At 48.6% G+C, this 25,400-nt stretch carries 21 protein-coding genes; 9 read left to right on the top strand and 12 right to left on the bottom strand.

Annotated features, from left to right (window positions below; genetic code table 11):
• Positions 1-3: 3 nt before the first annotated feature.
• The 9 genes from ABIC22_RS27240 to ABIC22_RS27280 form a co-directional block, all read right to left on the bottom strand.
• Positions 4-1,662 carry a helix-turn-helix domain-containing protein gene (locus ABIC22_RS27240; protein WP_246058071.1) on the bottom strand — a complete coding sequence of 553 codons (1,659 nt, stop codon included), beginning with the start codon at positions 1,660-1,662 and terminating at the stop codon, positions 4-6.
• Between the two features lie 115 nt (positions 1,663-1,777).
• Positions 1,778-2,785 (bottom strand): ABC transporter substrate-binding protein, encoded by a 1,008-nt coding sequence (locus ABIC22_RS27245; RefSeq protein WP_354485199.1) that lies wholly within the window; start codon positions 2,783-2,785, stop codon positions 1,778-1,780.
• Positions 2,786-2,958: 173 nt separating this feature from the next.
• The gene (locus ABIC22_RS27250) at positions 2,959-3,336 is read right to left on the bottom strand and encodes a hypothetical protein (protein ID WP_354485201.1); all 378 of its coding nucleotides are present in this window, start codon (positions 3,334-3,336) and stop codon (positions 2,959-2,961) included.
• A complete protein-coding gene (locus ABIC22_RS27255) occupies positions 3,336-4,022 on the bottom strand; it encodes a 3'-5' exonuclease (RefSeq protein ID WP_354485203.1) in 687 nt (228 codons plus the stop codon). The genes ABIC22_RS27250 and ABIC22_RS27255 overlap by 1 nt, the downstream gene beginning before the upstream one ends.
• Positions 4,019-4,612 carry a histidine phosphatase family protein gene (locus ABIC22_RS27260; RefSeq protein WP_354485205.1) on the bottom strand — a complete coding sequence of 198 codons (594 nt, stop codon included), beginning with the start codon at positions 4,610-4,612 and terminating at the stop codon, positions 4,019-4,021. Before ABIC22_RS27260 ends, ABIC22_RS27255 begins: the two co-directional genes overlap by 4 nt.
• On the bottom strand, positions 4,609-6,789 hold the full coding sequence (locus ABIC22_RS27265) for a class I SAM-dependent methyltransferase (RefSeq protein ID WP_354485207.1): 2,181 nt from the start codon (positions 6,787-6,789) through the stop codon (positions 4,609-4,611). Before ABIC22_RS27265 ends, ABIC22_RS27260 begins: the two co-directional genes overlap by 4 nt.
• Positions 6,790-6,819: 30 nt before the next feature.
• Positions 6,820-7,635, bottom strand: coding sequence for an aminoglycoside phosphotransferase family protein (locus ABIC22_RS27270; RefSeq protein WP_354485209.1), 816 nt, complete (start codon positions 7,633-7,635; stop codon positions 6,820-6,822).
• A 17-nt stretch (positions 7,636-7,652) separates the two neighbouring features.
• Complete coding sequence (locus tag ABIC22_RS27275; RefSeq protein WP_483312568.1) at positions 7,653-8,243, bottom strand: GNAT family N-acetyltransferase; 591 nt, start codon at positions 8,241-8,243, stop codon at positions 7,653-7,655.
• Between the two features lie 6 nt (positions 8,244-8,249).
• Entirely contained in the window at positions 8,250-8,696 is a 447-nt protein-coding gene (locus tag ABIC22_RS27280; protein WP_154893482.1) for a RidA family protein, read from the bottom strand.
• 372 nt (positions 8,697-9,068) lie between these two features.
• Here ABIC22_RS27280 and ABIC22_RS27285 point away from each other — a divergent pair, with 372 nt between their 5' ends.
• Positions 9,069-10,013: a glycoside hydrolase family protein gene (locus ABIC22_RS27285; RefSeq protein WP_354485211.1), complete on the top strand. Its 945-nt coding sequence runs from the start codon at positions 9,069-9,071 to the stop codon at positions 10,011-10,013.
• 135 nt (positions 10,014-10,148) lie between these two features.
• Here the strand turns inward: ABIC22_RS27285 and ABIC22_RS27290 are convergent, their stop codons facing one another.
• Complete coding sequence (locus ABIC22_RS27290) at positions 10,149-11,021, bottom strand: AraC family transcriptional regulator (RefSeq protein WP_354485213.1); 873 nt, start codon at positions 11,019-11,021, stop codon at positions 10,149-10,151.
• Positions 11,022-11,146: 125 nt separating this feature from the next.
• Between ABIC22_RS27290 and ABIC22_RS27295 the strand changes: the two genes are divergently transcribed.
• The 7 genes from ABIC22_RS27295 (at position 11,147) to ABIC22_RS27325 (ending at position 20,890) form a co-directional block, all read left to right on the top strand.
• Complete coding sequence (locus ABIC22_RS27295; RefSeq protein WP_354485215.1) at positions 11,147-12,436, top strand: Gfo/Idh/MocA family oxidoreductase; 1,290 nt, start codon at positions 11,147-11,149, stop codon at positions 12,434-12,436.
• 133 nt (positions 12,437-12,569) lie between these two features.
• Complete coding sequence (locus tag ABIC22_RS27300) at positions 12,570-14,387, top strand: cache domain-containing sensor histidine kinase (protein ID WP_354485217.1); 1,818 nt, start codon at positions 12,570-12,572, stop codon at positions 14,385-14,387.
• Positions 14,365-15,966, top strand: a complete 1,602-nt coding sequence (locus ABIC22_RS27305; protein ID WP_354485219.1) for a response regulator — start codon at positions 14,365-14,367, stop codon at positions 15,964-15,966. Before ABIC22_RS27300 ends, ABIC22_RS27305 begins: the two co-directional genes overlap by 23 nt.
• 126 nt (positions 15,967-16,092) lie before the next feature.
• Entirely contained in the window at positions 16,093-17,007 is a 915-nt protein-coding gene (locus ABIC22_RS27310) for a carbohydrate ABC transporter permease (protein WP_127536134.1), read from the top strand.
• Between the two features lie 5 nt (positions 17,008-17,012).
• Positions 17,013-17,852 carry a carbohydrate ABC transporter permease gene (locus tag ABIC22_RS27315; RefSeq protein ID WP_336779732.1) on the top strand — a complete coding sequence of 280 codons (840 nt, stop codon included), beginning with the start codon at positions 17,013-17,015 and terminating at the stop codon, positions 17,850-17,852.
• A 42-nt stretch (positions 17,853-17,894) separates the two neighbouring features.
• The gene (locus ABIC22_RS27320; protein WP_354485222.1) at positions 17,895-19,211 is read left to right on the top strand and encodes an ABC transporter substrate-binding protein; all 1,317 of its coding nucleotides are present in this window, start codon (positions 17,895-17,897) and stop codon (positions 19,209-19,211) included.
• Between the two features lie 32 nt (positions 19,212-19,243).
• On the top strand, positions 19,244-20,890 hold the full coding sequence (locus ABIC22_RS27325) for an MGH1-like glycoside hydrolase domain-containing protein (protein ID WP_354485224.1): 1,647 nt from the start codon (positions 19,244-19,246) through the stop codon (positions 20,888-20,890).
• Between the two features lie 125 nt (positions 20,891-21,015).
• On the opposite strand, the gene ABIC22_RS27330 is transcribed toward ABIC22_RS27325, so the two are convergent.
• Positions 21,016-21,360: a hypothetical protein gene (locus ABIC22_RS27330; protein ID WP_354485226.1), complete on the bottom strand. Its 345-nt coding sequence runs from the start codon at positions 21,358-21,360 to the stop codon at positions 21,016-21,018.
• Between the two features lie 121 nt (positions 21,361-21,481).
• Between ABIC22_RS27330 and ABIC22_RS27335 the strand changes: the two genes are divergently transcribed.
• The gene (locus tag ABIC22_RS27335) at positions 21,482-21,889 is read left to right on the top strand and encodes a hypothetical protein (RefSeq protein WP_095358485.1); all 408 of its coding nucleotides are present in this window, start codon (positions 21,482-21,484) and stop codon (positions 21,887-21,889) included.
• 186 nt (positions 21,890-22,075) lie between these two features.
• On the opposite strand, the gene ABIC22_RS27340 is transcribed toward ABIC22_RS27335, so the two are convergent.
• The gene (locus ABIC22_RS27340; protein ID WP_354485228.1) at positions 22,076-25,249 is read right to left on the bottom strand and encodes a bifunctional cytochrome P450/NADPH--P450 reductase; all 3,174 of its coding nucleotides are present in this window, start codon (positions 25,247-25,249) and stop codon (positions 22,076-22,078) included.
• Positions 25,250-25,400 lie beyond the last annotated feature (151 nt).

Genomic DNA, 25,400 nt, shown 5'->3' on the forward strand with positions numbered 1-25,400 from the left:
TGTCTAAGCCAGCACACGCAGGATATCATCGATTTTCTTCCCGTGGGAGATAACCCCGTAATTCATCCAAGTTAGAAAGTCCACTTCGTATACACATCCGTTTCTTACTGCTGAAAGTTGTCTCCATTCCCTGCTGTCCAGCAGCTTCCGTTCATCTCCGATCATTACAGAATCCAGACAGTCAAATGTAATAAATAAATAATCCGCCTGCAATAGCTTCAATTGATCAACGCTTATGCTAATTCTACGTTCTTTCAGTGCCCATTGCTGCACCAGAGGATGTGGCGTTAAACCCAAATCCTGATACATCACAGGTCCCACATAACCCTGCTGTACACCGTACAACACAATCTCAGAGGCAGTGATCCGCAAGAAAGCTACCGTTTTTCCTTGCGCAGATCGTGTTAGTCGAGCCTTGGCCTCACGAGCCTTTTCTTCATATGAACCTACGACGTCCCTAACCCGATTTCCTTTTCCCAATACATCCGCCGTCGACCTCAATATGGAGCGCCAGTCCTCTCCTCTATGATGTACATAAAAAGTAGGTGCAACCTGCTCGAAACGGTCCAGATTCCACCGCTTATAGCCATCGTTCAGCATAATAAAGTCCGGCTTATGGCTCTCTTGGAACATCGCATCCTGATGGGACACATCGAATTCAGGAACATCATCCATCCCCAAATAATCCTGTCTGCCCCACAAATGGTGAGCGTATTGAAGCACAGGCTCCACGCCAAGCGCTAGCACAAAATCCTCCAAATATGGTGCAAATACTCGCACGTCCTGACGATAGTGACGTCTGTATACTCCCGGTGAGATGCCTGCATATTGCTTAAACCGACGACTAAAATAGTACTCGTTACTGAATCCGACACTTTGGGCAATATCGTGCAGCCGATCATCTGTCTGCTGCAGCAGTTGTTTGGAACGTTCCAAGCGAATCGAATTCACATAATCCAGAGGAAGCTTGCCGGTCATCTCCTTGAATTGTCGCGTATAGCTGGACCTGGTAAGCCGGATACCTGCCGCCAGATCATCCACCGTAATGGGCTGGTTATAATGATCACGGATATAGCGAATGGACTGTTGTAAGCGAGTTCGATAATCCATGGAAGCATGGCTCGAATCATTTTGCAGAAGCAGCATCCGAAACCATTCCTGGAAACGAAGCTGCCAGTTCCATTGTTTCAGCCAATCCTCTGTCGCCTGTTGCTGTAACAGTTGATCCAATATATCCAGACAAGAGCTCCAGGGGGTGTAGGACAACTCAATAGGCGATGATGATTCCGTGATGACTTGCGACTGCGGAAAAGCAGGATTTGTCTCTTCGAGTGGAGTGGTGGATCCAATCTTGCTTGTCTCACCAGCGGTCAGATCAAGCTTATAATAATGCAGCTTGGATTCTGAACCATCTCCAGTTTGCAGTGGTAAGACGGGTATACCGGAAGCGAAAAAAAGAATCGTCCCTTTTTTTAACTTGAAGACGACATCTTGCGAAACCAGTTCTCCCTGTCCTTGGGTTACTACAACGATTGAATGGCCCTTCGACGATGTGCATTCTAAACCATTGTAAGGTTCCAAAACGGAGTTTTGAACGTATTGAATATGATGAAGTGAACACAGCCAGGGCATGGGAAGAATCTGTTCTATGGTATGAGACATTCGTCATCGTCCTTAATTGAGAATAGTTATCATTTAATTTAGTCTAAACGAAAAAAGAAAGCTCTTCAACCCTGGTTGAAGAACTTTCTTGTATACATTACCCTATCGATGTTCGTTATGGCGTCATTTTCTCCAGAAGATCATCCATTTTCATTGAGTTTGCTGTGATTGCCCCTGATTGCCAGTGAGATCTCTCCATCTTGTACACTTTATTGTTTTTCACGGCAGGCAGAGAATTCCACAACTTGCTATCCAATACCTTGATAGCTTCCTGATTCTCCGGTGAAGACCAATCTCCATCCGAAGGGAATATGATGATTCTATCTGCATCGATTTGCGGGACCGCTTCCTCGGACAGAACCTCTTGAAAGGCTTCCATGCTTTCGGCCAGGGCATGGGGTGTCAAGCCAAGTTCTGAATATATAAATCCGGTATAGCGGTTTTTCACTCCGAACAGTGCTAGGCTGTTATCATCCACATTAAGGCGGACAACCGCCACTGTCTCGTCTCCAACGCTTTCCGCAAGCTTGGCTTTGGTATCCCTGATTTTCTCATCGTAAGCCGCAGCCACTTCCGCACCTTTTTCCTGTTCCCCTACTACATCGGCAATCTTGGCAAGCATCTGCTTGGAATCCTGCAGGGTGCTCTCAGGTAAACGATATGTCGGTGCCACTTTGGAATACATTTCATATTTCTCTGCATCCGCGGCACCATCCACAATGATCAGATCCGGGTCATATTGCAGAAGAGCTTCGATATTCCCGGATATATCGAATTGTGGAACATCCAGGTTCAGATAGTCCTGTATTCCCCATGACGGGTGATACCATTGTACGACAGGTGTGATATCCAGAGCCTTCAGGTAATCTTCCACATAGATCCCGGCTATTCGCTGCGGATGCACCGGAATCGTTACATCTCCGAATTCATCCTGTACCACACGTGTTTCATTTTCTTGGCTCGACTCGGAAGAATTGCCGCTGCCAGCAGTTGTATTCTCCGTTACTGGCGACTGAGCCTGTTCCTCCGCTGCTCCTGAATTCGAACTGCATCCCGCTATGAATACTGCCAGGACCAGAATTGTAATTCCCCAACCTTTAATCCCTTTACTAAAACTTGCCATGCTACTCTCCACCCCTATGTAATCATCTTTATTAAAGAGAATGCTTATCTATAATGATTATCATTCTCATTTAATGTCTAAAGTGAATTGTACCTTATGCCTTACCGCACTCACAATACACATTTGAATCCATTTTTTTATACAAACGAAAGATACGGCCACCCCTACCCCTGCTAGAGCAGAGGCAATTTTCCATTATGGTAACTCTCAAGCAATTGACCTACGAAGGTATGCTCACTCTCACCTTGCAGCATTGCAGCCCCAATAAGGCCAATATCATCACTCACATAACCAGCCAATTCGGGATCCCCTGTATGGTGCAGCGTCTGTTTGAATGCCTGTTCCCTCGATGCACGCAGCAGTTCGTCTTCCGCGATAGAATCAGCATCTTGTACCCACCTCTGATAAGCCGACATCCATTCATCTGCAAAAACCGAATCATCGCGCTTGTCCAGGTAGCTGTCGATATCCAGCCCTTGAAACATCTCATTTGTAATGAGCCTGCCTTCATTAAGTTCTTTAAGAAGCTTCTCCGCCTCTCTTCTATTCATTAGGTATTCCCTCCATCTTCTGTGATACTGCTGTACATTTCAGGTATTTTGAATCTTCGTATGCTGCGGGTCGGATCGGCTGTAAAATGATCCAGCCCTCTCTTCTCATACTCCCGCAGAAGGTGATCAAGTATGCGAGCTATGACGCCGCAATCCGCCAAGGCATCGTGCCTTCGAATGCCGTCTGTATTGATGTTATAATACTGAATCAAAAAATCCGTAGATATAACTTCACGCACTTCAGGATGAATATACGTGAACATCGCTTTTGTATCCAGCACCTTATTGCTAAACATCTTCACGCCAAATTGCTCGCAGTGACGCTTCAGTATGGGCAGATCATATTCATATCCAGCATGGGTTACGAGAATCTTCTCCCCGATAAACCTGGAAAATGAACGATAGGCTTCAACAAACGCAGGAGCAGACATCATATCTGCATTCGATATGCCCGTTAACTCTGCTACAGCATCCGGTATCGGTTTGCTAGCTCGTGACAGCGTGGAGAATGTTGATTGGCCAACCTCTCCACGTTTGTATTCCATCGCGCCGAATTGGGTTATGCTCTCCCGATCCGGAAGAATGCCTGTTCCCTCCAGATCAAATATGCAGTACAGATGCTCATGCAGCTTAGGGACATGCAGATCGTCGATTACATAATGATCAGGGTTAAATGTGATTTTCATATGTTCTCTCCCCCTTGCCACAGACGGGTGACCTGTACCAATTCATGCTCCATGTTAAACTCCAGCTTATAGATATCCGGCATCGTCGTACTTTTCCAGAAATCATATCCGTAGGACGAGTCGTAATATTGGAAGATCAGGGTCATTACATCTCCATGTGTGCCAATCACTACTTTTTGTCCAGCGTGTGTGTCCAGAATTCGCTCAATTACGGCTACCGCTCGTGCACCTGCCTGCTCCCCCGACTCTCCGCCAGGGTATGCAAAGGAAGGCGCAAGGTATAATCGCCGTTTGGATTCAAGAAAATTGGCATGCTTTACACGTTCATCGGATAATTGGCGCTCACGCAAATCTTCCTCCATCAACACAGGGGCGCTCGACCTGTCAGCCAGTTCCTGAATGGTATCAACCGCTCGCCGGTATGGACTGGAATAATACCATTGAATCTTCTCCTGACTGAGAACTTCTGCAACAATCGCTGCATCTCGGCACCCACGCTCTGTGAGTCCTCGCTCTCGTTCCTGTCCTTCCACATAGGCGGATTCTGCATGCCGCACAAAATACAAGATGGTTCTGGACTCTTTACTCATCCGTCAGCCAGCCCCTTCTTCTTCTCAATCACAAGGAGGCAAGTACTGTCTGGCAAGGATGCAGGCTGTCCGTCTTCCTTCATGAACACAATGCGTCCCTCAAGTGCCTCGGTATATCCTTCCTGAAGAAAATGCTCCAGCTTAATAATCTCTGCCTGCTCACCAAGCGCTTCACGAATACAGTTCTCGTAAGCCGATGGCGTAAAGATGCCGAACTGTTCCTGAATCTCGTGAACGTAAGCTTCTTCGCCCCACGTATACGTATACAGGAATTCCATGGCATCATTAATGTTAAGAACCGCCTCATTCTCAGCAACACGTTCAAACGTAATCTTCCGGCCCTGGAAGTCCTGAGCATATCGTTCCAGCCACTGCATACCATCCGGCTCCAAAAACCGAATCCGTCTATTCTGCTCTTGAGGTTCTGTCATAATGCCATCACGGATTAATATTCTTCCACCCGGCGACAGAACATGAAACGAACTTTGAAGTGCTGCGACAACCGTATCCGTGTTAAATCTCCGTCCATCCCGCTCTATATAGGAGTACAATTCATGCAGAATAGACGAAAAGATTACCGTATCCACCGTGCCTGGCTGTACGTATTGATCCAGCCTCAAGGCGTCCCCCTTCATGACCTGCCAGCGGTGACCTTCTCGCTGTTTCTTGCGCTCCAGCGCTTCGATGACATTGGCAGAAATATCAATGCCTATCGGCTCCACTTCCGGCTTCTCCTGCTCAATAAGATCCAGCAGAACTCCGCCACCTGGACCGATATCGAGTACACGCTTGCCAACGATGTAGTCCAGCAGCAGTTTTTTATAATCCCCCGAGCTGTTCATGTCCGCTAAATACGTCTCTTCATTATGGAACCGGTCATACGCATCACGCCGCAGTCCGAACAAATCAAAGAGCAGCAATACGGCCTTCTCATATAGCGGTGATTTCTCGGCTTCAATACAGAACGCAATTAGCTTCTCGGCCGCCGGCGAGAACTCAAAGGTCACAAAAACCGTATCCGGCAGATCCGGTTGACGTACTACGCGATGGGTCAAATGCGGATAAACGACCGACTGTTCCTCTTCAATCTGCTTCCATGACCATTGCTCAAGGTACTTTTCAATCATTCGTTTTTTGTAGATGTTCAGCTTTTTGACACCTTTATAGTCGTAATACATCGTATTCATTAACGGTTCGAAACTGATATGACGTACATCATCTGAATTCGATTCCCTTTGAACCATGCCTTCACTATGCAGGGTGAGAAGGAACACTTTCACCATTTCCTGCAGGGAAAAATCCTGCAGGGCGGATTCCACATACCACAATGTACGACGAGACAGAGGAGCCAGCATGTTGTCTACATCAAGCTCTGTTTGCAGTTTAGCATACGCCTCATCCAGGGCCTCGCCTTCGCGAATGGACGAGCTTCGGAGCCGGGATAAACGTTCCTTCAAAGGCCAGTCTGCATGATTCGGTTCGCTGATAATCCACCCAACCATTCGCTCTACTTCCGCTTTAACCTGCCTCCATAGCTTCGGATCAACACCAGCAATGATGCACTGGTTGAGCGCCATCAGAACCGTGTGCAATTCTTCAGCTGACAGCCAGCCATGAGTGATAAAAGCATGCAGCGGAGCATTCTCGGCAAAAGGTATCTCCCCGCGTATGTATTGTCCAATCAGTCCATGCGTTCCAATGAGAGCATAGATCATTTCCTGTCTTGGCGTAGCTTCATTCTTCTGAATCGGATTCTCTTCATTGACCTCAACCACAGCTTTATTGTCATTACCGATGTTTACTTTACTGCGATTAATAACATACTCCCTGTATAACTGTGCAGAACCCCTATTGTGTACAAACAGATTCACCCCTGCGCGCTGCCATGCCTTCCTTTGCTGCACTGAGCCGGCCTTGGCTGTCTCCGACCAGACCAGTACTTCCTCCACGACCTCTCGTACCCAAAAGGAAACGTTCAGCTGATCCAGGACGTGCAAGGTCCGCTCGACGTAGTCCAGAACGGGATTGGTTCCCTCAAGGTCAGCCATGGAATAAATGCGTTCAAGATTAATATGGGGCTGCTCGGCCGCCGCCAGCAGCTGCAGCCATAATTGCTGCTTATCCTCTGGGATGTTGCCTGTTCTATAAGAATGTATGGCTTCTAATGAGTGCAGCATGTTGACATTCACCTCGTTATTTAGTTCAATTCATCTGTCTAGACGGTTCAATCGATCCTCCACAAGTTTCAGCACCCTTTCTGCTTCATTCCCTGGCAAACTCTCTTCCAGGCGAGCAGCTGCAACGGGCAGAATCCATCGTTCGATCTCCTGCCAGGTTACGCCTGATAGACGCATGTAATGGTTGATGTACCCGTCCACTATCGTATCACGAGACCTTTCAAACCCCAATCGTATCGCAGGATCAGCATCCTCCGGCAGCGATGCGCTCGTTAAGATGACCCAACTGCGTGCCACATCTCCTGCAGGATCGCCCGACATGCCTGTCATCCAATCGATAACATTGTAGGCGTTCTTCTTCTCGTTCATCATGATATTATCGGGATGATAATCACCGTGACAGATCTGTATTCGCTCAGGGAGACGGGTGAGATAATCAAGTATCCTGGCTTTATCCTCTGCAGACAGTAGCTGTGTTCTCTGAATCGCCCCTGACAAAACCTGCTTCTGTGAAGGCAGGACTCTCCCATCATCACTTTGGGCATGAAGCTCCTGATGACAGGCAGCCAGCTGATGTACCAGTTCTTGAAGGCTTGAAGACTGGTGGAACATCATGGAGAATATCGTATGACCTTCGATCCGTTCAAATACAATACCTGTACGATCTCCTTCAACCATAATTTTTCGTGCCTGAGGCACGGGTAGTTTCTTATCATTTAACAGCTGTGTAATTCTGAATTCATTCTGGATGGCTTCAAGCGGAAAGTTACGATGATACAGCTTCAAAATTTGAGCGGAAGCGTGGGCGTAGATGTCCGCAGTTCGACCTTGACCAATAAGCTTCATACTTTAGCCTCCAGCGTTTATTCGAATTCCTTGCCCCTGATTTTGCTAAACACCATGACATCGACCAGGGTACCGGTACTGTCCCGGCGCATACTTCGCAGTATGCCTTCCAGGGTGTAACCTGCACGCTCAGCGACCTTGGCACTGCGTACATTCCGAGAATCACAGCGAATCTCCAGACGGTTGGCGTTCAGATATGTTATTGCAAATTGTTCAATTCCCCGGACAGCTTCCGTCATTAATCCTTCACCTGCACGCGACGATCTGATCCAGTAGCCGATCTCGAAGCAGCGTGCATTCCAATCGATACGATGCAGGCCGCTGCTGCCTACAAAATCATCAGTATGCTTATCTCGCAAATGAAGAACGAGATCTGTCCGCTCCAAAAACTGTAATCTGGCTTTGCGGACATGTGCTTCAGATTCCTCAAGCGAAGGTACCTTTTCGGCAAATGGCAGCCATGGCCGCAGCTGCTCAACACTCTCCCGAATAGCCTCGTTGACATCTGAGCCATCTTCCCACTCCGGAGCTCGGATCGTGAGACGAGCTGTGTCGAAGCGCTCGGGAAAGGATAACATAATCGGATTCATTGGATTAGTGTTAGCCATACCTTCCTACTCCTCTACCTGGAATATGGAATCCACAATAAGCGGGAGATTATCCCGGACGGAAACAGCTCCAAAAACCGAACGTGCATGCACGCCCTTTTCCTCAAATACATCCATCATTAGATCTGAAAACCCGTTCAACACCTTGTGATGTTCCTGATAGGAAGCCGACGCGTTAACAAAACCCTGGACTTTGACCACACGTTTCACCAGGTCCAGTGAACCCAGCACATCCTGGACTACAGCGAGCACCTCAATCCCTGCATTGCGGGCAAATTCATATCCCTGTTCGGTCGTGAAGTCCTCTCCCAATTTGCCACGCTCCACCGTATCCGGACCTTTCCCTGATACATACATTAACCCATTTACAATAACTGCATTGGCATACTTCGCAGCTGGAGCGCTTGCCTCAGGCAAAATAATCCCCAGTTCATTCAATCTCGCTGCTATCATCGCTTCCCCTCCCAAGAGACAGATATCCAAACGCAAATCTATCAATATATTACTATTTTGGATAAACATTAATATACGCTCGATCTTACGCTTAAGCAATGATTCGCTTAGAACATGATGTACTCTAACCTTTCGGTTTCTATGAATGTCACTTTGATGATGGGAACATTATGCTCTAATCCCGTTACTTATAGTTTATCAGATCATCGGATCATCCAAAAACGCTTCTAAGATGTAATCCCCATTTCAGGATTAGTTTTTATATTAATTCTAATCTTTTGAAAACGTTATATTGTAATTCCTGTCATTCTCTATTACGATAGTTACAAACAAGTACAGCAATGATCTGTTTACTCAAAGGAGGACGTTATCTTGAATGCACCCTTATTTCGTGATCCCATCTTCGATGGAGCCGCTGATCCGGTTGTTGTATGGAACCGCGCTGAACAGACCTGGTGGATGATCTACACCAACCGCAGAGCTACCGCAGGAGGACCGAAATTTGCCTGGGTTCATGGCACGGATCTCGGCGTTGCCTCATCGTCCGATGGAGGAAAGACGTGGACCTATCGTGGTACGTTAACCGGTTTGGAACATGAATGGGGACATAATACGTTCTGGGCGCCGGAAATTTTCTGGCATGATAACAGGTATCACATGTATGTCAGTTATATTCAAGGTGTGCCCCATGACTGGCCGGATCATGACCACCACATATTGCATTACACAAGCCCCGATCTGCTGAACTGGACATATCATGGCAAACTGGAGCTCAGCTCGGACCGTGTCATTGATGCCTGTATTTATCCGCTGCCGGATGGTCGTTTTCGGATGTGGTACAAGGATGAGACTAACGCTTCTCATACCTATGCCGCAGACAGCACAGATCTTTACCATTGGGATGTTATCGGTCCCGTCATTACAGGTCGCGCCCACGAAGGTCCCAACGTTTTTCGCTTTCATAATAGCTACTGGATGATCGTGGATGAATGGAGAGGACAGGCTGTATACCAATCGGATGATCTGGAGAATTGGGTATGGAACAGCATGATTCTCGATCAGCCGGGGACACGTGAAGACGATGGCGTTATCGGTTTGCATGCAGATGTAGTGGTCCAGGATGATACAGCTTATATTTTCTACTTCACCCATCCCGATCGCATTGAAGGAGTAGATCATGCCAGTGAGCCTGCTCGTCGTTCCTCCATTCAAGCTGCACGCCTGGATGTTGTGGATGGGGTTATGGTCTGTAATCGGGATGAAGAGCTGCAATTACAGCTACGTCCAGAGACGGAAGAAAGTCATATTTCTGTTTGAACCACATGAGGTAGATGATTAGCATCCTTTATATTGTGAAACAAACCCGAAAAGACCTGAACAAGTTCCTGCTGCTGCAGGCTTAATCAGGTCTTTTTGTATGAACAATGCATGATCCTGTAATCGCTGCATCGATTATGATGGACGCGACTTCCCATCCCCCTGCCTGTATGTTCGTGGAGACATCTGTACGGTTCGCTTGAACACTTTGCCAAAATGAGAAAAGTTACTGAAGCCTGCCCGCCAGGCGATCTCCGTAATGGAATCCTCGCTCTCGCGCAGCAGTCGCTGCGCTTCCTTCACGCGAAGCAAATTCAAATAATCAATGAAGGTAAAACCCGTGGTTTGTTTAAACAATCGACTGAGGTAATGCGGACTGATTCGGAATTCTGCCGCAACTTCTGGCAGGGTAAGAGGGTTCCGATAATTATCATTCAAGTAGCGAACAACGGCTTGTGTCTTGGGATGAAGGACCGGCTCGCTCTCTACTGGATATACCCTCCCCTGCTCCTGATTGCGATACGCGATCAGCAGCAATTCAATGGAGCGGTGGCGCAGCAGCAGGCTGCTTCCAACCTTAGGCTGAATCATCTCATCGATCATTTCATGAATGATCCGTTCTATGGTTTCGCTAATAGGTGATGGAAACCTTAACATCGGAACTTCCCATTCAAAGGGCTCCTTTAATCCCTCCATCAACGCAGGGGCAATACTCATTTCTTTAAAAAGCTCCTGCTTCAGGTACAACACAATTCGTTCATGATCAGGCCTTCCGCTTTCCAGCGTCTTATGTACGGCATTTCGGTCAACGAATACAAAATCCCCTGCTTTTACATGGTAGGAACGGTCTTTAATAAAATAGATGCGTTCACCCTTCAGAAGATAATAGAGCTCATAATGATCGTGGAGATGATCCGCGGTCATGGAATAATAGCCCACCCTGCGATCATATTCAATGTCCAAATATCCGGTGGAATCGTGGTAATCCGCTCGAAACGGTTGTGACATGAAGCAGCCCCCCTTTCAAGGATTATAGCAAAATAAGCGGGGTTTGAAAGCGATTACGCAAAAAATGCGGCGAAAGAAGTATTCCCTTGTTATAGGCTAGAGCTATATTCAAGGAGGCGATAGATATGGGTAGCAAAAAACGCTATGTACTGGTCGGCACCGGTGGCCGTGCAGAATTTTTTTATGGAGCACTAGCGAAAAATTTCCGTGAACAATCCGAGCTGGCAGCTTTTTGTGATATTAATCAAACGCGGATGAATTATGCGAATCAACTGCTGCGAGAACGATATCAATACAATGAGGTTCCTACCTATACAGCAGACCAGTTTGACCAGATGATTGAGAACGAGAAACCCGATGCCGTCATTGTGACCAGCGTTGACCGTACGCATCACAAGTACATTATTCGGGCGATGGAGCTTGGATGTGATGTCGTGACCGAGAAACCCATGACCATCGATGAGCACAAATGCCAGGATATCCTCGATGCTGCCAAACGAACCGGGCGAAATATCCGCGTTACCTTCAACTACCGATATGCTCCCCATCATACCAAGATTCGTGAGCTGATCATGAACGATACCATCGGTAAAGTAACCTCCGTTCATTTTGAATGGCTGCTCAATACCCGTCACGGTGCAGACTACTTCCGTCGCTGGCACCGCGACAAACGTAACAGCGGCGGATTACTCGTCCATAAATCCACCCATCATTTTGATCTCGTCAATTTCTGGATTGGCTCCCAGCCGGAAACGGTCTTTGCCTTCGGCGATCTCATGTATTATGGGCGTGAGAATGCTGAAGAACGAGGCGTTACCCAATTTTACAACCGCGCCACCGGCAACCCGCTCGCTAAAGAAGATCCTTTTGCCCTCCATCTGGATTCGGATGCTCACCTCAAAGCGATGTATCTGGATGCGGAGCCCGAGGACGGCTACCAGCGCGATCAGAGCGTATTCGGGGATGGCATTAACATTGAGGATACGATGGGCGTGCTCGTCCAGTATCAGAACAAAGCCATTTTGACGTATTCGCTTGTCGCCTATCAGCCGTGGGAAGGATACCGTATAGCCATTAACGGCACCAAAGGCCGGATCGAGATGTCCATCGTTGAACAGTCCTATGTCAATTCACTCGGGGACAAAAGTCTCGAAGGTGCCCTGATCGGAAAAACCCTTCGTGTGCTGCCCATGTTCGATGCTCCATATGAAGTGCAAGTCGAAGAGAAAAAAGGCGGCCATGGCGGTGGAGACCCCGTTCTGCTTAATGATCTGTTCGGCGAGCCTGCAGAAGATCCGTATGCCCGTGCTGCCAACCATATTGATGGAGCAAGATCGATCCTGACCGGTATTGCAGCCAATCGTGCAATTTCAACCGGGATGCCGGTCCACATTAAGAGCCTGGTTCAGTTTTAATTTGATGGAAAGTTGATCCTACAACGGTCATGATTCAAGGCTGCGTATTTACGCGGTCTTTTTTCCATTTGCAATCTCTTCTTAAGAACCAAAAGCGAACATTGATTAATCACCAAGTTGAAGGAGGAAATGGATGTTCTTTTCATTAAAAAGCCGATTAATTGCCTTAATTCTTGTCCTGTTCGTCCTCTCGTTCGGCACGCTCTCCTTCCTGTTGTTTGCGGAGTCCCGGGCTGTAATCCGTTCCTATATCGAATCCTCTGCTCTCGAGAAAATGGAGGAATACGGCTCTTACATCGATATGGTACAAATGCAAATTTATGATGTAGCCTCTCTCGTCTTCAATAGCGATATGGCGAAAAACTGGGATAATGCCATGAGTGATCCACAACTGTCCGAGGGAGAGAAAATGCTGGCTAACCTCGCCATGAGCCGCTTTCTGACGCAGGCAACGAACAGCTATACCAGCATTTCGGATGTGTCCATCTATCGGCTGAACGGGCTTCGGATTGGCGGCGAAAATCAGGTCGTTAACAATCCTTCGTTTTTGCAAGAACCATGGTATACGAACTTCTTCACATCCGGTGACAGGTGGCTCGCTGCACATACCGACGTTCATGAAAGGGTCAGGGACCATGGCAACCCGGTGGTCAGCCTGCTTATGCCTCTGGGTACCTTCCATCATGCTACAGCGCGGAATGTCATGAAGGTCAATGTAAGCGAGTCCTATTTTCTCGAACCCCTCAGCCGGATTCATCTGGCCAAGAACAGCACCATTTTTCTGCTAAATGAACAAGGGTTGCCCCTCCTCTCCCAACAAGCACATGAGCTTGGGACCGGAACTCTATCCGACATCGAACATATTCGAAACCGCACATCAAAATCAGGTGTTGAATACCTGACCAATGATGTGGGCGGGCGAGACATGATGGTATACAAAAAACTTGGGCGCACAGGCTGGACGCTGGTAGGTCTGGCACCGGAAAAAGAGATGTATTCCTCTCTGCATAAACTCCAGACGACAACATTCGTGGTGACAATTGCCGTAATCCTGGTGTCCCTGTGTGCTGCGGCCTGGCTGTCCTACGGCGTAACCAAGCCCTTAACCCGCCTGGTTCTGGCAATGAGACAGGTACAGCGGGGTGCGTTTGATCAGGCCGAATCCCTGCTCCCCCCAGACCAGAATGTGAAGAGCGAGATTAGTTATGTGATATCTACATTTCGCTACATGATCATCCGCCTCAGACAGCATATCCAGAATGAATTTGAGCTGAAGCTGCTTCGACAGCAGGCGGAGTATAAGGCTCTCCTCATGCAGATCAATCCGCATTTTATGTTCAACACGCTGGAACTGGTCAGCAGTCTCGCGATGCAGCGGCGAACGGACGAAACTGTGCAGGTCATTGAGGATCTTGGGAAAATGATGAGGTACTCCATGCATACGAATGATGATCGTGTGCCACTGGCTGAGGAACTCACCTACGTCCGCCACTACATCTCCATTCTTCAAACCCGCTTCGGACCCAAGCTCGATATTTCCACCCAAGAATCGGGCAGGCTGGATCACCTTGTCTTGGTCAAGTTTATTCTGCAGCCGCTGATCGAGAATGCAGTTAAATACAGTTTTCAACATCAAACGACTGCTCGGGTGCGTATTCGAATCTGCAGGAACAAGGAACGCCTGCACCTCCAGATTAAGGACAATGGTCCGGGGATGCCTCTGGACATCATCTCCAGACTGCAGGATCCTGAGACCGGTACAGCACAACTCGAACCGATGCTTCGCCATTCAAGTTGGCATATCGGACTTGGCAATGTGGTTGCCCGGTGCCGGCTGCATTACGGTTCCCTCTTTGCCATTCATATTACGAACGGGGATACCCAGGGCACTTGTATTGAACTGGTTCTGCCCGTACAGGAGGAAAATCATGTACAACGTATTGATCGCTGATGATGAGATTGAGGTCCGTGAAGGCCTGAAGCTGAAAGCCGACTGGAGTGGAATGGGCTTTGCCATCTCAGGTGAAGCCGCAAACGGAGTGGAAGCCGCTCGGTTGCTCCAATCAGGACACTATGACCTGCTCCTGACTGATATGAATATGCCTGTCATGGATGGAGTGCAGCTGCTCGACATCTGTAGAACCCACAATCCATCCATCGAAATCATGATCATCACGGGATATGAGGACTTCCAATATGCCAGAGCCGGTGTTCGTAATCATGCCATGGACTACTTATTAAAGCCGGTAACCCGGGGAGAATTGAAAGCGGCTTTGATCAAAATCAAGGAGGAGCTGGATAAGAAACGCAAGGCTCGGGATGAATCCGAAAGGATCCAATGGCGCCTGTCCCAATACTATCAACAGATGAAAACACACTTTATTATGGATCTCGTCAAGGGTAACAAGCTCCCTCCTTCTTCACTGCCTGAACGAATCCGATTATTTCATCTGGAAGAATGGCAGCATTCCGAGGTCTGCTTCCTGACTGCAGGTTTGCGGGAAACAAACCATGCTCCTGCTTCCGAAATCCGGATTCCGGAGGACATGCATCTCCCATTCCAAATGATCTGTCACGAGATTGCTGAATCTTATACGGGAACTGCACTTGTATTTCAGGACACAGCTCATCCTGGAATCATACATTTCATGATCTTGGACGGAATGCAGCATGAATTTGTGGAAAGGCTCCGCATACAGATCATGTCCTATCTGACAATGGAAATGCAGATTGGAATTGGGCTGACAGTGGCTGGACTCGAACGCTGGAAGGAAGGGTACGTCCACTCCCTGCTGGCATGGAACCTGGCCGGACGTCAGTCTGGGCACGCTCAGACAACAGAGGTAACTGATCACAGTCCACTGATTCCCGAGGAGATCAACCGCGCCATGCATCGATGTCTTCTCCGAGGGGACCTGGATTCCTTTCGCAGCATGATTCGAAAAGAGCTGGACGATGCCTTTCACAGATCTACTTCCCGTTTAATCCGCTGTCTATTGCAAATTTCACTGCTGATGGAGTCTGCCGCCATGGACTACATGCGACATGCTTATGGCACATCATCTCACTGGATCTCTCCTGAATGGGTACTGTGGCTGGAGACTCCCGAACAAGCAGAACGGCTGCTGATGCAATGGGCACAGGATTTTGTAGACGGGCAGCAGCCATCCGAGACCACAGAAGCAACCATGATCGAATCAGCGAAATGTTATATCGAAGAAAACTACATGCAGGAAATTACGCTCACCTCTATCGCAGAGCAATTTAACTATCACCCTTCCTATTTCTCTGAAATGTTCAAGGAAGGTGCAGGCATCTCATTTATTCAATATTTGACGGAAACCCGGATGAAACACGCAACACGCTTACTGAAGGAAACTCAATTGAGTGTATGGGATATCACTGAGCTTACAGGCTTCTCTTCCCCGAGCTATTTCAGCGCCCGCTTCAAAAAGGTGCACCACATGAGTCCTTCCGAGTACCGGGTGCTTCAATCCGAAAAAATCACTAATGAGAATCCGAAGAAATGAGATTCCGGCCGCGTCGGCTCCCAGGTAAGATGAGGTTATCAGGACGTTCATCGCTTATCATGTAAGCGGATTCAGTTATTGGAATTGTGAATGTTCAACCACTCTTAGCCTGAAGGGAGGCAAATCATGAAAAAAATGTCCACGCCCTTATATGGCCAGCAAAATAAGACAGCCTACTTGTTCCTGTTGCCTTGGCTGATCGGACTGTTCTGTCTAACGCTGGGGCCAATGGCTGCATCGCTGTACTTATCCATGACCAAATTCAATCTGTTATCACCGCCGACGTGGACGGGGCTCAGCAACTATGTGCAAATCTTCAGTGAAGACGATACATTTCGCAGATCGCTTGGACTGACCTTCTTTTATGTATTCTTGTCCGTCCCGCTCCGCCTCGCCTTTGCGCTGCTGATAGCGATGGCGCTAAACAAAGGCATTCGCGGCCTCGGTATTTATCGAACCGTGTATTACATCCCTTCCCTTTTGGGAGGAAGTGTTGCCATCGCCATCGTATGGCGCCAAATTTTTGACGGTAACGGACTCGTCAATCAATTCCTGAACTGGTTCGGCATAGCGGGGCCTTCCTGGATTGCACATCCCGACTATGTCATTTATACCATCGTGACCTTATCCGTGTGGCAATTCGGTTCGGCGATGGTGATCTTCCTCGCTGGTCTGAAGCAGATTCCAGCCGACCTTTACGAAGCGTCGGATGTGGACGGTGCGAGCAAGCTGCGTCAATTTTTCCGCATCACGCTGCCCATGCTGTCACCGGTCATTTTTTTCAACCTGATCATGAGCATGATCAATTCCTTCCAGGCCTTCACTCCGGCATATGTCATCGGTGATGGTCGCGGAGGCCCACTTGATGCCACCATGTTCTACACACTGTATTTGTATCTGAAAGGCTTCTCGTTCTTTGATATGGGTTACGCCTCGGCACTCGCCTGGATCATGTTGGTCATTATCGGTATATTCACAGCTATCGTCTTTCTCACATCCAGGTTCTGGGTATTCTATGGCGACAATCAGGAGGGGAGGTAATGCATATGCCGTTCAAACGAAAGCTCATTCAAACCGGGAGACACACGGTCATTATTCTCCTCGGTCTGCTGATGCTGTACCCCGTGTTATGGCTGATCTTCAGTTCGTTCAAACCTAACCATCTAATCTTTACGAACAGCAGTCTGATTCCAACCAGCTTCACACTGGATCATTACGTGAATGGCTGGAAAGGATTACAGGGCGTTTCCTTCGGCCGATTCTTCGGCAATTCGGCACTCATCTCGGTCATGAGCGTTCTGGGAAATGTGATCTCCTGTTCGCTCGCTGCCTATGCTTTTTCCAGACTCCGCTTCAAGTTAAAAACGCTGTGGTTCAGCATCATGCTGGTCACGATTATGCTGCCTTACCATGTAACGCTTGTACCTCAATATATTCTGTATAACGAGCTGCAGTGGATCAATACGTATTTCCCGCTTATTTTGCCTAAATGGCTGGCACAGGACTCATTTTTCATTCTGCTTATGGTGCAATTTATCCGCGGTATTCCGCGGGAGCTCGACGAGAGCGCAACGATTGACGGGTGCGGACAGTCGCAGATTTTTTTCCGAATCGTGGTGCCTCTCCTTGTTCCTGCATTGATCACAACGGCAATCTTCACCTTTATCTGGAGCTGGGATGATTTCTTCAGCCAGATGATTTACCTAAGCAAGATCGATCTGTTCACCGTACAGCTGGGCATACGTTCCCTGTTTGATCCATCAGGACAATCCGATTGGGGAGCATTGCTTGCCATGTCCACGTTATCCCTGCTCCCTGTAACGATCATCTTTTTGGTATTTCAGCGCTATTTTCTCGAAGGCATTGCTACTACCGGTCTGAAGTAAGTTCTATTTTCGCAATCACCATATTCGTTAGGAGGATGAACGATGTTTAAGCGACTCATGATGGGAATGGCCGCCTCACTCCTGCTATTTGCAACAGCCTGCTCGGGTACGGATCATACGGGTGCTGGCGGTAATACGGATCAAGGTAACGAATCAAACGGCCAGGTCGAACTGCGCATGATGTGGTGGGGTGATCAGAAACGGGCAGATATTACAAACGAAGCTCTTCAAGTCTTCCAGGAAAAACATCCGGACATCAAAATTGTAGGTGAATTCGCCCCTTCCTCCGGATATTTTGACAAATTGAATACACAGCTGGCATCAGGAACGGCACCCGATGTATTCTTCCTGGGTGGCAATGTAGTCGATTATGCCAAAAAGGATGTATTGCTCAACCTCGATCCATATGTCGGAAATGAACTGAACCTGGACGGCATGGATACCACCATGGTGGAATACGGTCGTCTTGACGGGAAGCTTCAGCATATTTCAGCCGGTGCCAATGCACGTGGAATTGTAATCAACAAGGCGTTGTTCGATAAAGCTGGCATCCCTCTGCCTGAGACGGACTGGACCTGGGAAGATTATGCCGCAATCAGCAAGGAGCTCTCTGACAAGCTCGGCGATGGCATATTTGGAACGTATAACTTTACGGTGGACGGGATGGATATCTACCTGAAGCAGCGTGGTAAACAGCTGTATGACATGACCAACGGTACGTTGGGTTTTGCACAGGAGGACATTCTCGAATGGTTTCAATACTGGGAAAAGGCATCGGCCGACGGTGGTGTAGTCACACCTGAATTGCAGGTCTCCAATCCGCATGATGACACGAGCAAATCGCTGCTGATTACAGGCAAAGCGGCCATGACCCTGCTTCCGTCCAACCAGCTCGCTGCATTCCAGAGCCTGACGGAGGATCCGCTCATTCTGCATCCGGTTCCGCGCGGACCCAAGGGTACAGGCGTGGTATTTGAATCCAGCCAGGGATTGTCCGGCTATGCGAATACCAAACATCCCAAAGAGGTTGCCATGCTGATGGACTTCTGGATCAATGATCCGGATGCGGCCCGAATTCTTGGCAATGACCGCGGCGTCCCTGTTACGGAAACCAATCGGAATCTTCTTCAGGAAGAAGCCGGAGCCGTTGAAGAACTCGTTTATGACTATACCAATTTTGTATCTGAAGCCACCAAAACGGAGCCTTTTGACGTAAGTTATAACCCTCCTGGTTTTGCGGAATTCTCCAAGCTGGCTCAGACGACAACCCAGGAAATTGGATTTGGTCGCAAAAGTGTCGAGGAGGCGGTATCAAGCTTCTACAGCGGTACTCTCCGAATTTTCGAATCCAACCAATAGCAATAACCACCACAACCCATTAGGAGGCGAACATGGCAGAAGCACTATTGAACCGGCTGCGCCAGATGTCCATTCCAAACCTTGTTCAGCCCAGTAAGCCGGAAGAGGCAGATATCTTGCAAGAGTGGCAGGAATCGGGAGTCCGTTTTGCCGCTTCGGGCGGAGGCCTGGAACAGGCTTATTATGCAGCAGTAGAGAAGCTCCTTGCCTGCATCGTTCCCATGAGCAGCGGAGATCCTGTTCTCCAGGAAGGAGGCATCTATCTCGGCTGCTGGCTGGAGAGCACGGGCACGATTAACGCAGAACTGCTCTCCCGCCTGCTTCCTTCCGTTTCCCGAGCAACCTATCTAAGCTTTGCAGCTCATCAGCGGGAGGATGGATTACTGCCTTACAAACTGACAGAGACTGGCCCCTCCTTCCGTCAGATTCAATTGGTTACTCCGCTTGCACGAAGTGTATGGAATCACTATCAGCTTCACGGTAAGGACCGGAGTTTCCTGAGTACGATGTATACTGCCATGACACGTTATGACGAATGGATTGCGAAGCACCGGGATACCCGGGGAACCGGATGCGTAGAGGCTTTCAGTACATTTGACACCGGACATGATCTATCACCCAGGTTCTGGCATGTGCCGGATACGCCTTACCAGAATGATCCCGGTGCATACCATCCGGATTCTCCGATATTGCCGTTCCTGGCACCGGATTTAACCGCCAATATCTATTGCCAGCGTATGTATATGTCCCGTATGGCAGAGGAACTTGGCGAATCGGGTCAGGAATGGAAAGCAAAAGCTGAATTCAGTCTGGACCGACTCTTTCGCTACTGTTATGACGAAGAGGATCAGTTCTTTTATGATCGTGACCGCAATGACAAGTTTGTTCGAGTTCAATCGGATGTGCTGCTGCGCGTGCTGGCCTGTGAGGTGGGTGATCAACATTTGTTCGACCAGCTGCTGCAAAGATATCTGCTCAATACAAGCAAATTTTTTGCCCGATATCCCTTTACGTCCCTAGCCATGGATGATCCCCGGTTCGACCCTTCATCCACCTATAACAGCTGGGGTGGGCCGTCTAATTTTCTGAGCCTCATTCGGGCTCCCCATGCCTTCGAACATCACCATCGCTATGTGGAATTGACATGGGTGCTGAATCCGATTCTGGCTGCGTTATCCAGAGCGAAGCGTTTTGCTCAAACCCTTAGTCCATGGACCGGTGAAGAAGGCTTCACGGATACCTACTCCCCAGCCATCCTGTGTCTACTTGATTTTGTGGAAAGGTTATCCGGCATTATGCCTGTCGGTTCAGACCAGCTGTGGTTTACCGGACTTCTTCCCCCAGCCATGGATCATGGCGAAGAAGTTGCCGGGAGTACAGCCTACAGCCGAACGGTTGACGGGCAACCGTTTGAACTGGTAAACACCCCAGATCAAATGGTGGTCTATCGAAAAGGCAGCATTCATATTCAGGCTCCGGCTGGAATCCGGGTGATCACCGATCGTGATGGAAGGCTGGAAAGTATCATTGGAATGAGCGTGCGAACGATTAAGGGCGAGCTTACTTATCAGGGGAAGTCCCTTCCGATTCGAATTAAAGGAAATGAGATGCAGTGCTTCACTGGGGATGGTTTGCAAACCGTCCGGGATATTGGCATGATCTATCCAAGTTATCAATAGTAAAAAGGCGCAAGTGCAGAGAAGTCTCCATGCACCTGCGCCTTTGCTTATCCAAAGCATGTCCATTACCGAGGAGAGGGTGTCCATTCCTCCCGGTTTATGATGCTATAGAGAAACAGACTCACTCAAGCTTTTCGCTGCCACGACGGGTGGCGATAAAACTCAATCGTATCAATGAAACTTACATTGTATTCCTGCTCTACTTCCGACAAATCCAGCAGTTTGCGGTCAATTTCTTTTAATCCCATGACCACGTCATGCCGCAGCAGGTCCATTGCAATTTTGCCTACAAACCCGCCCTCGTTCTCCTTGTGTCGATTACGAAACTCTTCATTGTATATTAATTCCGGGGTAAAGGATGACTCAACAAACGCATTGACGAGTGTTAATTCTTTCCCTTCCTTATGAACCGCAATATAGTAATTTCCGCGGTCATCCTTGACCAAATCTTTACTCAGTTCCACGTTCATTGGAATCACTCCCTATATCTTAAATAATGGGCCAATACGATAAAACATGGGCAGGCAAATGCTCACCACCTGACCTGATCCGTTCATATAGTAGGTATAAACGGAGAACGGAGGATGACTTATGAAGTGGCATCATCTCCATACAGGCAAAACGCTGCAACAGCGTCTGGCGGAGCTGCAGGGACATCTGGCCGAGCTCAATACACCGCGGTCAGGACTTGAACCAGGCCGGATCAAACGGGTGTATTCTCGCCATTTTATCAAAGTAAATCGACAATTGTTTATTCCGCTCAGCCTTTTGTCCATCCGTGTGTTTGATACACATCAGACACGCCGAGGTGTTCGAGTAGGCATTCGCACCGTGTTCCCATCCAAGAATGCCTTTCGAAATATCCGGCTGGTTGGCGTGGGACTTGATTATCTGGAGCTGCAGGGAACCGGCAAATTCCCTTCCCGCATCCTGTTTCCCCTGAGTCAGATCGAATCCATCCATCGTCCAACAATCAAAAAGAAAAAGCAGACACGTTAATCGGCGCTGTCCCCTCTAATCCATACGGCCCATTTCATTATAACGCAACCTGTATCGATTTGCCTGCTTAGCGCTTCACGCCAAAAACGGTGAGCACAGAATTTCTCTGTGTCTCACCGCGTAGTTCACCAATTGAAGCTTATCCATGTAATGAACACTGTATTCGACTCTACTTGGGTTATCTCATTATAGCCCTGTCCATACATCCTTGGCGTAACGACCTTCCTGCTGTAAGCGTTCAAGCCATGCATCTGCCTCATCTAAAGGCTTGCCACTAATGTCGGTGTATGCCTGCTTGAGTGTTGCCTCCACATCAGGAGCCATCTTGCTGCCGTCTCCGCAAATATACAGATGCCCGCCATGCTCAAGCAGAGGAATCAGTTTTTCGGCGTCATCCCTCATCAGATGCTGAACATAACATTTATCCTGTCCATCGACTCTGGAAAAGGCTGTGTGAAGCTGGACAAGTCCTTCTTGCTGTGCCGCTTCAAGCTCATTTTTATACAAATAATCATGCTCCGGATTGCGGCATCCAAAGTACAAATGAGCTTCGCCCACGCTCTGTCCTTGTTCCTTCAGAACCCGTCTTGCTTGCAGGAATCCACGGAATGGGGCCACTCCCGTTCCTGGACCCACCATAATAACCGGCACTTCTGGATCAGATGGCAGTTCAAACCCGGATTCAGGCGTTCGGATAAACATGATCACCTCTTCACCCGGTTTCAGGTTTGCCAGATAATTGGACGCTATACCTTTGTACTCCCCTTGACCGCTCCAAGCCGGCGCTCGAACCACACTGACCGTAATACTGGCCTGCTCTGGCTGTACCCGAGGCGAACTTGAGATGGAGTAATATCTCGCTTTGAGTGAGGGCAGCAGTTCGAGGAAGCGTTCGAACGGCATTTCACACGCCTCATACTTGACGAGATAATCCAGCATCGATACGCGCTTACCCCGCACTTCTTCCATATATATCGATTCGTCCAGAAGCGCTTCAAGCTCCTTCTTATGCGGCGGGCATACGGTGTAGGCTGCCAGCTCTCTCAGCTGGGCACGTGTTGCAGCCTCCTGCAATTCCACGCTGTGGCTGAGCAAGTCAACCAGATTAACCGGCTGATGCAGTGGCAAGTGCGCAGCGCTTCGACCAGATGCATCCAAAACCAGGTGTTCCGTACCCGTAAAACCATAACGTTTGAGTACACGCTCCACGAGTTCCGGTGGATTTTGCGGGAGAACCCCCAGATGATCGCCTTCCTTGTAAGTCATGCCTTCAGGCAGCTGAATCTCCAGATGACGCGTGCTGCGGAGGCTGCCAGCATCATGAAGTTCCCGATTCTCCAATACGTGAGCCGCATGGGCATCGTACGTATCTGCAAGTGGAGTCACCGCATGCCCACTGACAAATTGAACGGACAACGAGCTGCGCTCACTGCCTGAGCTGCTGTTCAACTTCAATCCCATTGCGTGTGCCAGATCCGGCCACAATTGTTCGCTCCAGTCCTCAACCTGTTTCTCGAAATCTCCGCTGGCATCACTTTCGCCAAGTGGGGATAACCGGCTTGCTCCCTTGGAAGAGAGCTGTTCATCAATCAAACGCGGAATACGCTGATACGTGCTGGCCCAGTTATGATCCCCGCAGCCAAGAACAGCAAAGCGCACGCCTTCAAAAGCATTGGCATCTGCATGCTGAATCCACTCCACAAAATTCTTGGCGTTGCTTGGCGGCTGACCATTGTAGGATGCACTAACAATAATGACGACACCTTCCTTCGGCAGGTTGCCTACCCGATTGTCCAGTGCCTCTACTTCGCTACGAAAGCCCTGATATCGCGCAGTATCTGCAATCTCACGTGCAATGCCTTCCGCAGTACCCAGGTTTGAACCGTACAGAACCAGCATCGGGGTATGATGGGCATTTGCCGTATCCAGCTCTTTTCGTTTGACAGCAGGAGCTGGCTCTTCCAACGCAACACCCGGTACAGCCATGACAGGCTGCCCACCACGGGCACGAACACGGATCGTGAAATGGTCCGGCTTGAGCGTCAAGGTCTCTTTCACCTTCAACTGATAATCCGTATGATCAATGAAGTCAAAATGTTTCAAAACCATGCCCAGCACCAGCGTTGCCTCCTGAAGCGCAAACTGCTGCCCAATACATGCCCGCTGACCGTTACCAAAGGGCTTATACGCATCGTGCGGTACCTTGCTTGGATCCTCAAATCGCTCCGGACGGAACTCTTCCACATCGTCACCCCAGGCATCGCGGTCACGATGCAGCTTGGGAATGAGCACACTAACGCTGTCCCCTTTTTTCAACGGATACTCTCCGGCGAGCACGGTATCTTCTTTGGCATAAAGGGAGAACGCCGGGGCTGTTGGCCACAGACGAAGTGCTTCGTTTAGTGCCATACGGATATATTTCAGACTCCGAACCTGATTATACGTTGGAACCGGATCCTTCAAAATCTGATCAGCCTCGGCTTGCGCCTTAGCCAGTTTATCCGGATTTTTCATCAAATAATAAATGGCAAAGGATAATAGTCCGCTCGTTGTCTCATGTCCTGCAATCAGGAACGTAATGATCTGGTAGCGGATATTTTCGTCATCCAGTGTTTCTCCCGTCTCCGGGTCCTTACCGGTCAGCATATAGGATAACAGATCGTCTGCGCCCTCCTGAGGCTGTTCTTTGCGCTCGGCGATAATATGATCGACCAGCGCGAACATGGAGCGAATATCCTGCTCAAATTGTTTCTTTTTGCTAATCATCAATTTGTCCTGAAGACGGAGACGCTGCAGCGAACTCATGGATTCATCCAGAGCGCGAACCATGCTTGTAATAAAGGGGTGAGGTTCTTCCCGATAAAAGCTGTTAAACCGGTAATTGAATCCGCATAACCCGATCGTATCCAGTGTTAGACGTGTCATATCATCGGGTACATTTACCGTTTCATCAGGATTCAGCCTAGACCATTTCTGAACAAGCTGCACGGCCAGATCGATCATTTTATTATGATATCCCTGCATGGCACGCTGACTGAAGCTGGGCAGAAGCACATTATGTGCTTTTTTCCAATTGGGCTCATCCGTCCAACTTGTAAATAAGCCATCTCCAGCAAACGCACGAACTTTCGCAAGCGGTGCCCATACACGCTTGTCGAATTTGGATTCATCCGTCACCTCGGCAACCAGCTTATGACCCGAAATGTACAGCTCGCTCCGTCCCGGGTATTCCATTCGAAAGATCGGTCCGTATTCCTCAGCAAGCTTAACCAGGGATTGTACCGGTTCATCCAAGTTTAATTGTGGCAAGTTACCCAGTGGTCCAAAGGTTTTGGGCTGGGGTACTGACATTGACGACATCTTCTTCACTCCTATTCCAACTCATATGGTCGACTGATCATGAATAATGACACTGTTAACTTCAGCATTCGAATAAATAGGTATACCATCATTTTCTACAAGTACTCACATTTGATTCAAATCATGATAAAACATAATAGAACCAACTGAC

It is taken from the genome of Paenibacillus sp. PvP094 (assembly GCF_040546835.1).
Lineage (GTDB): Bacteria > Bacillota > Bacilli > Paenibacillales > Paenibacillaceae > Paenibacillus > Paenibacillus illinoisensis.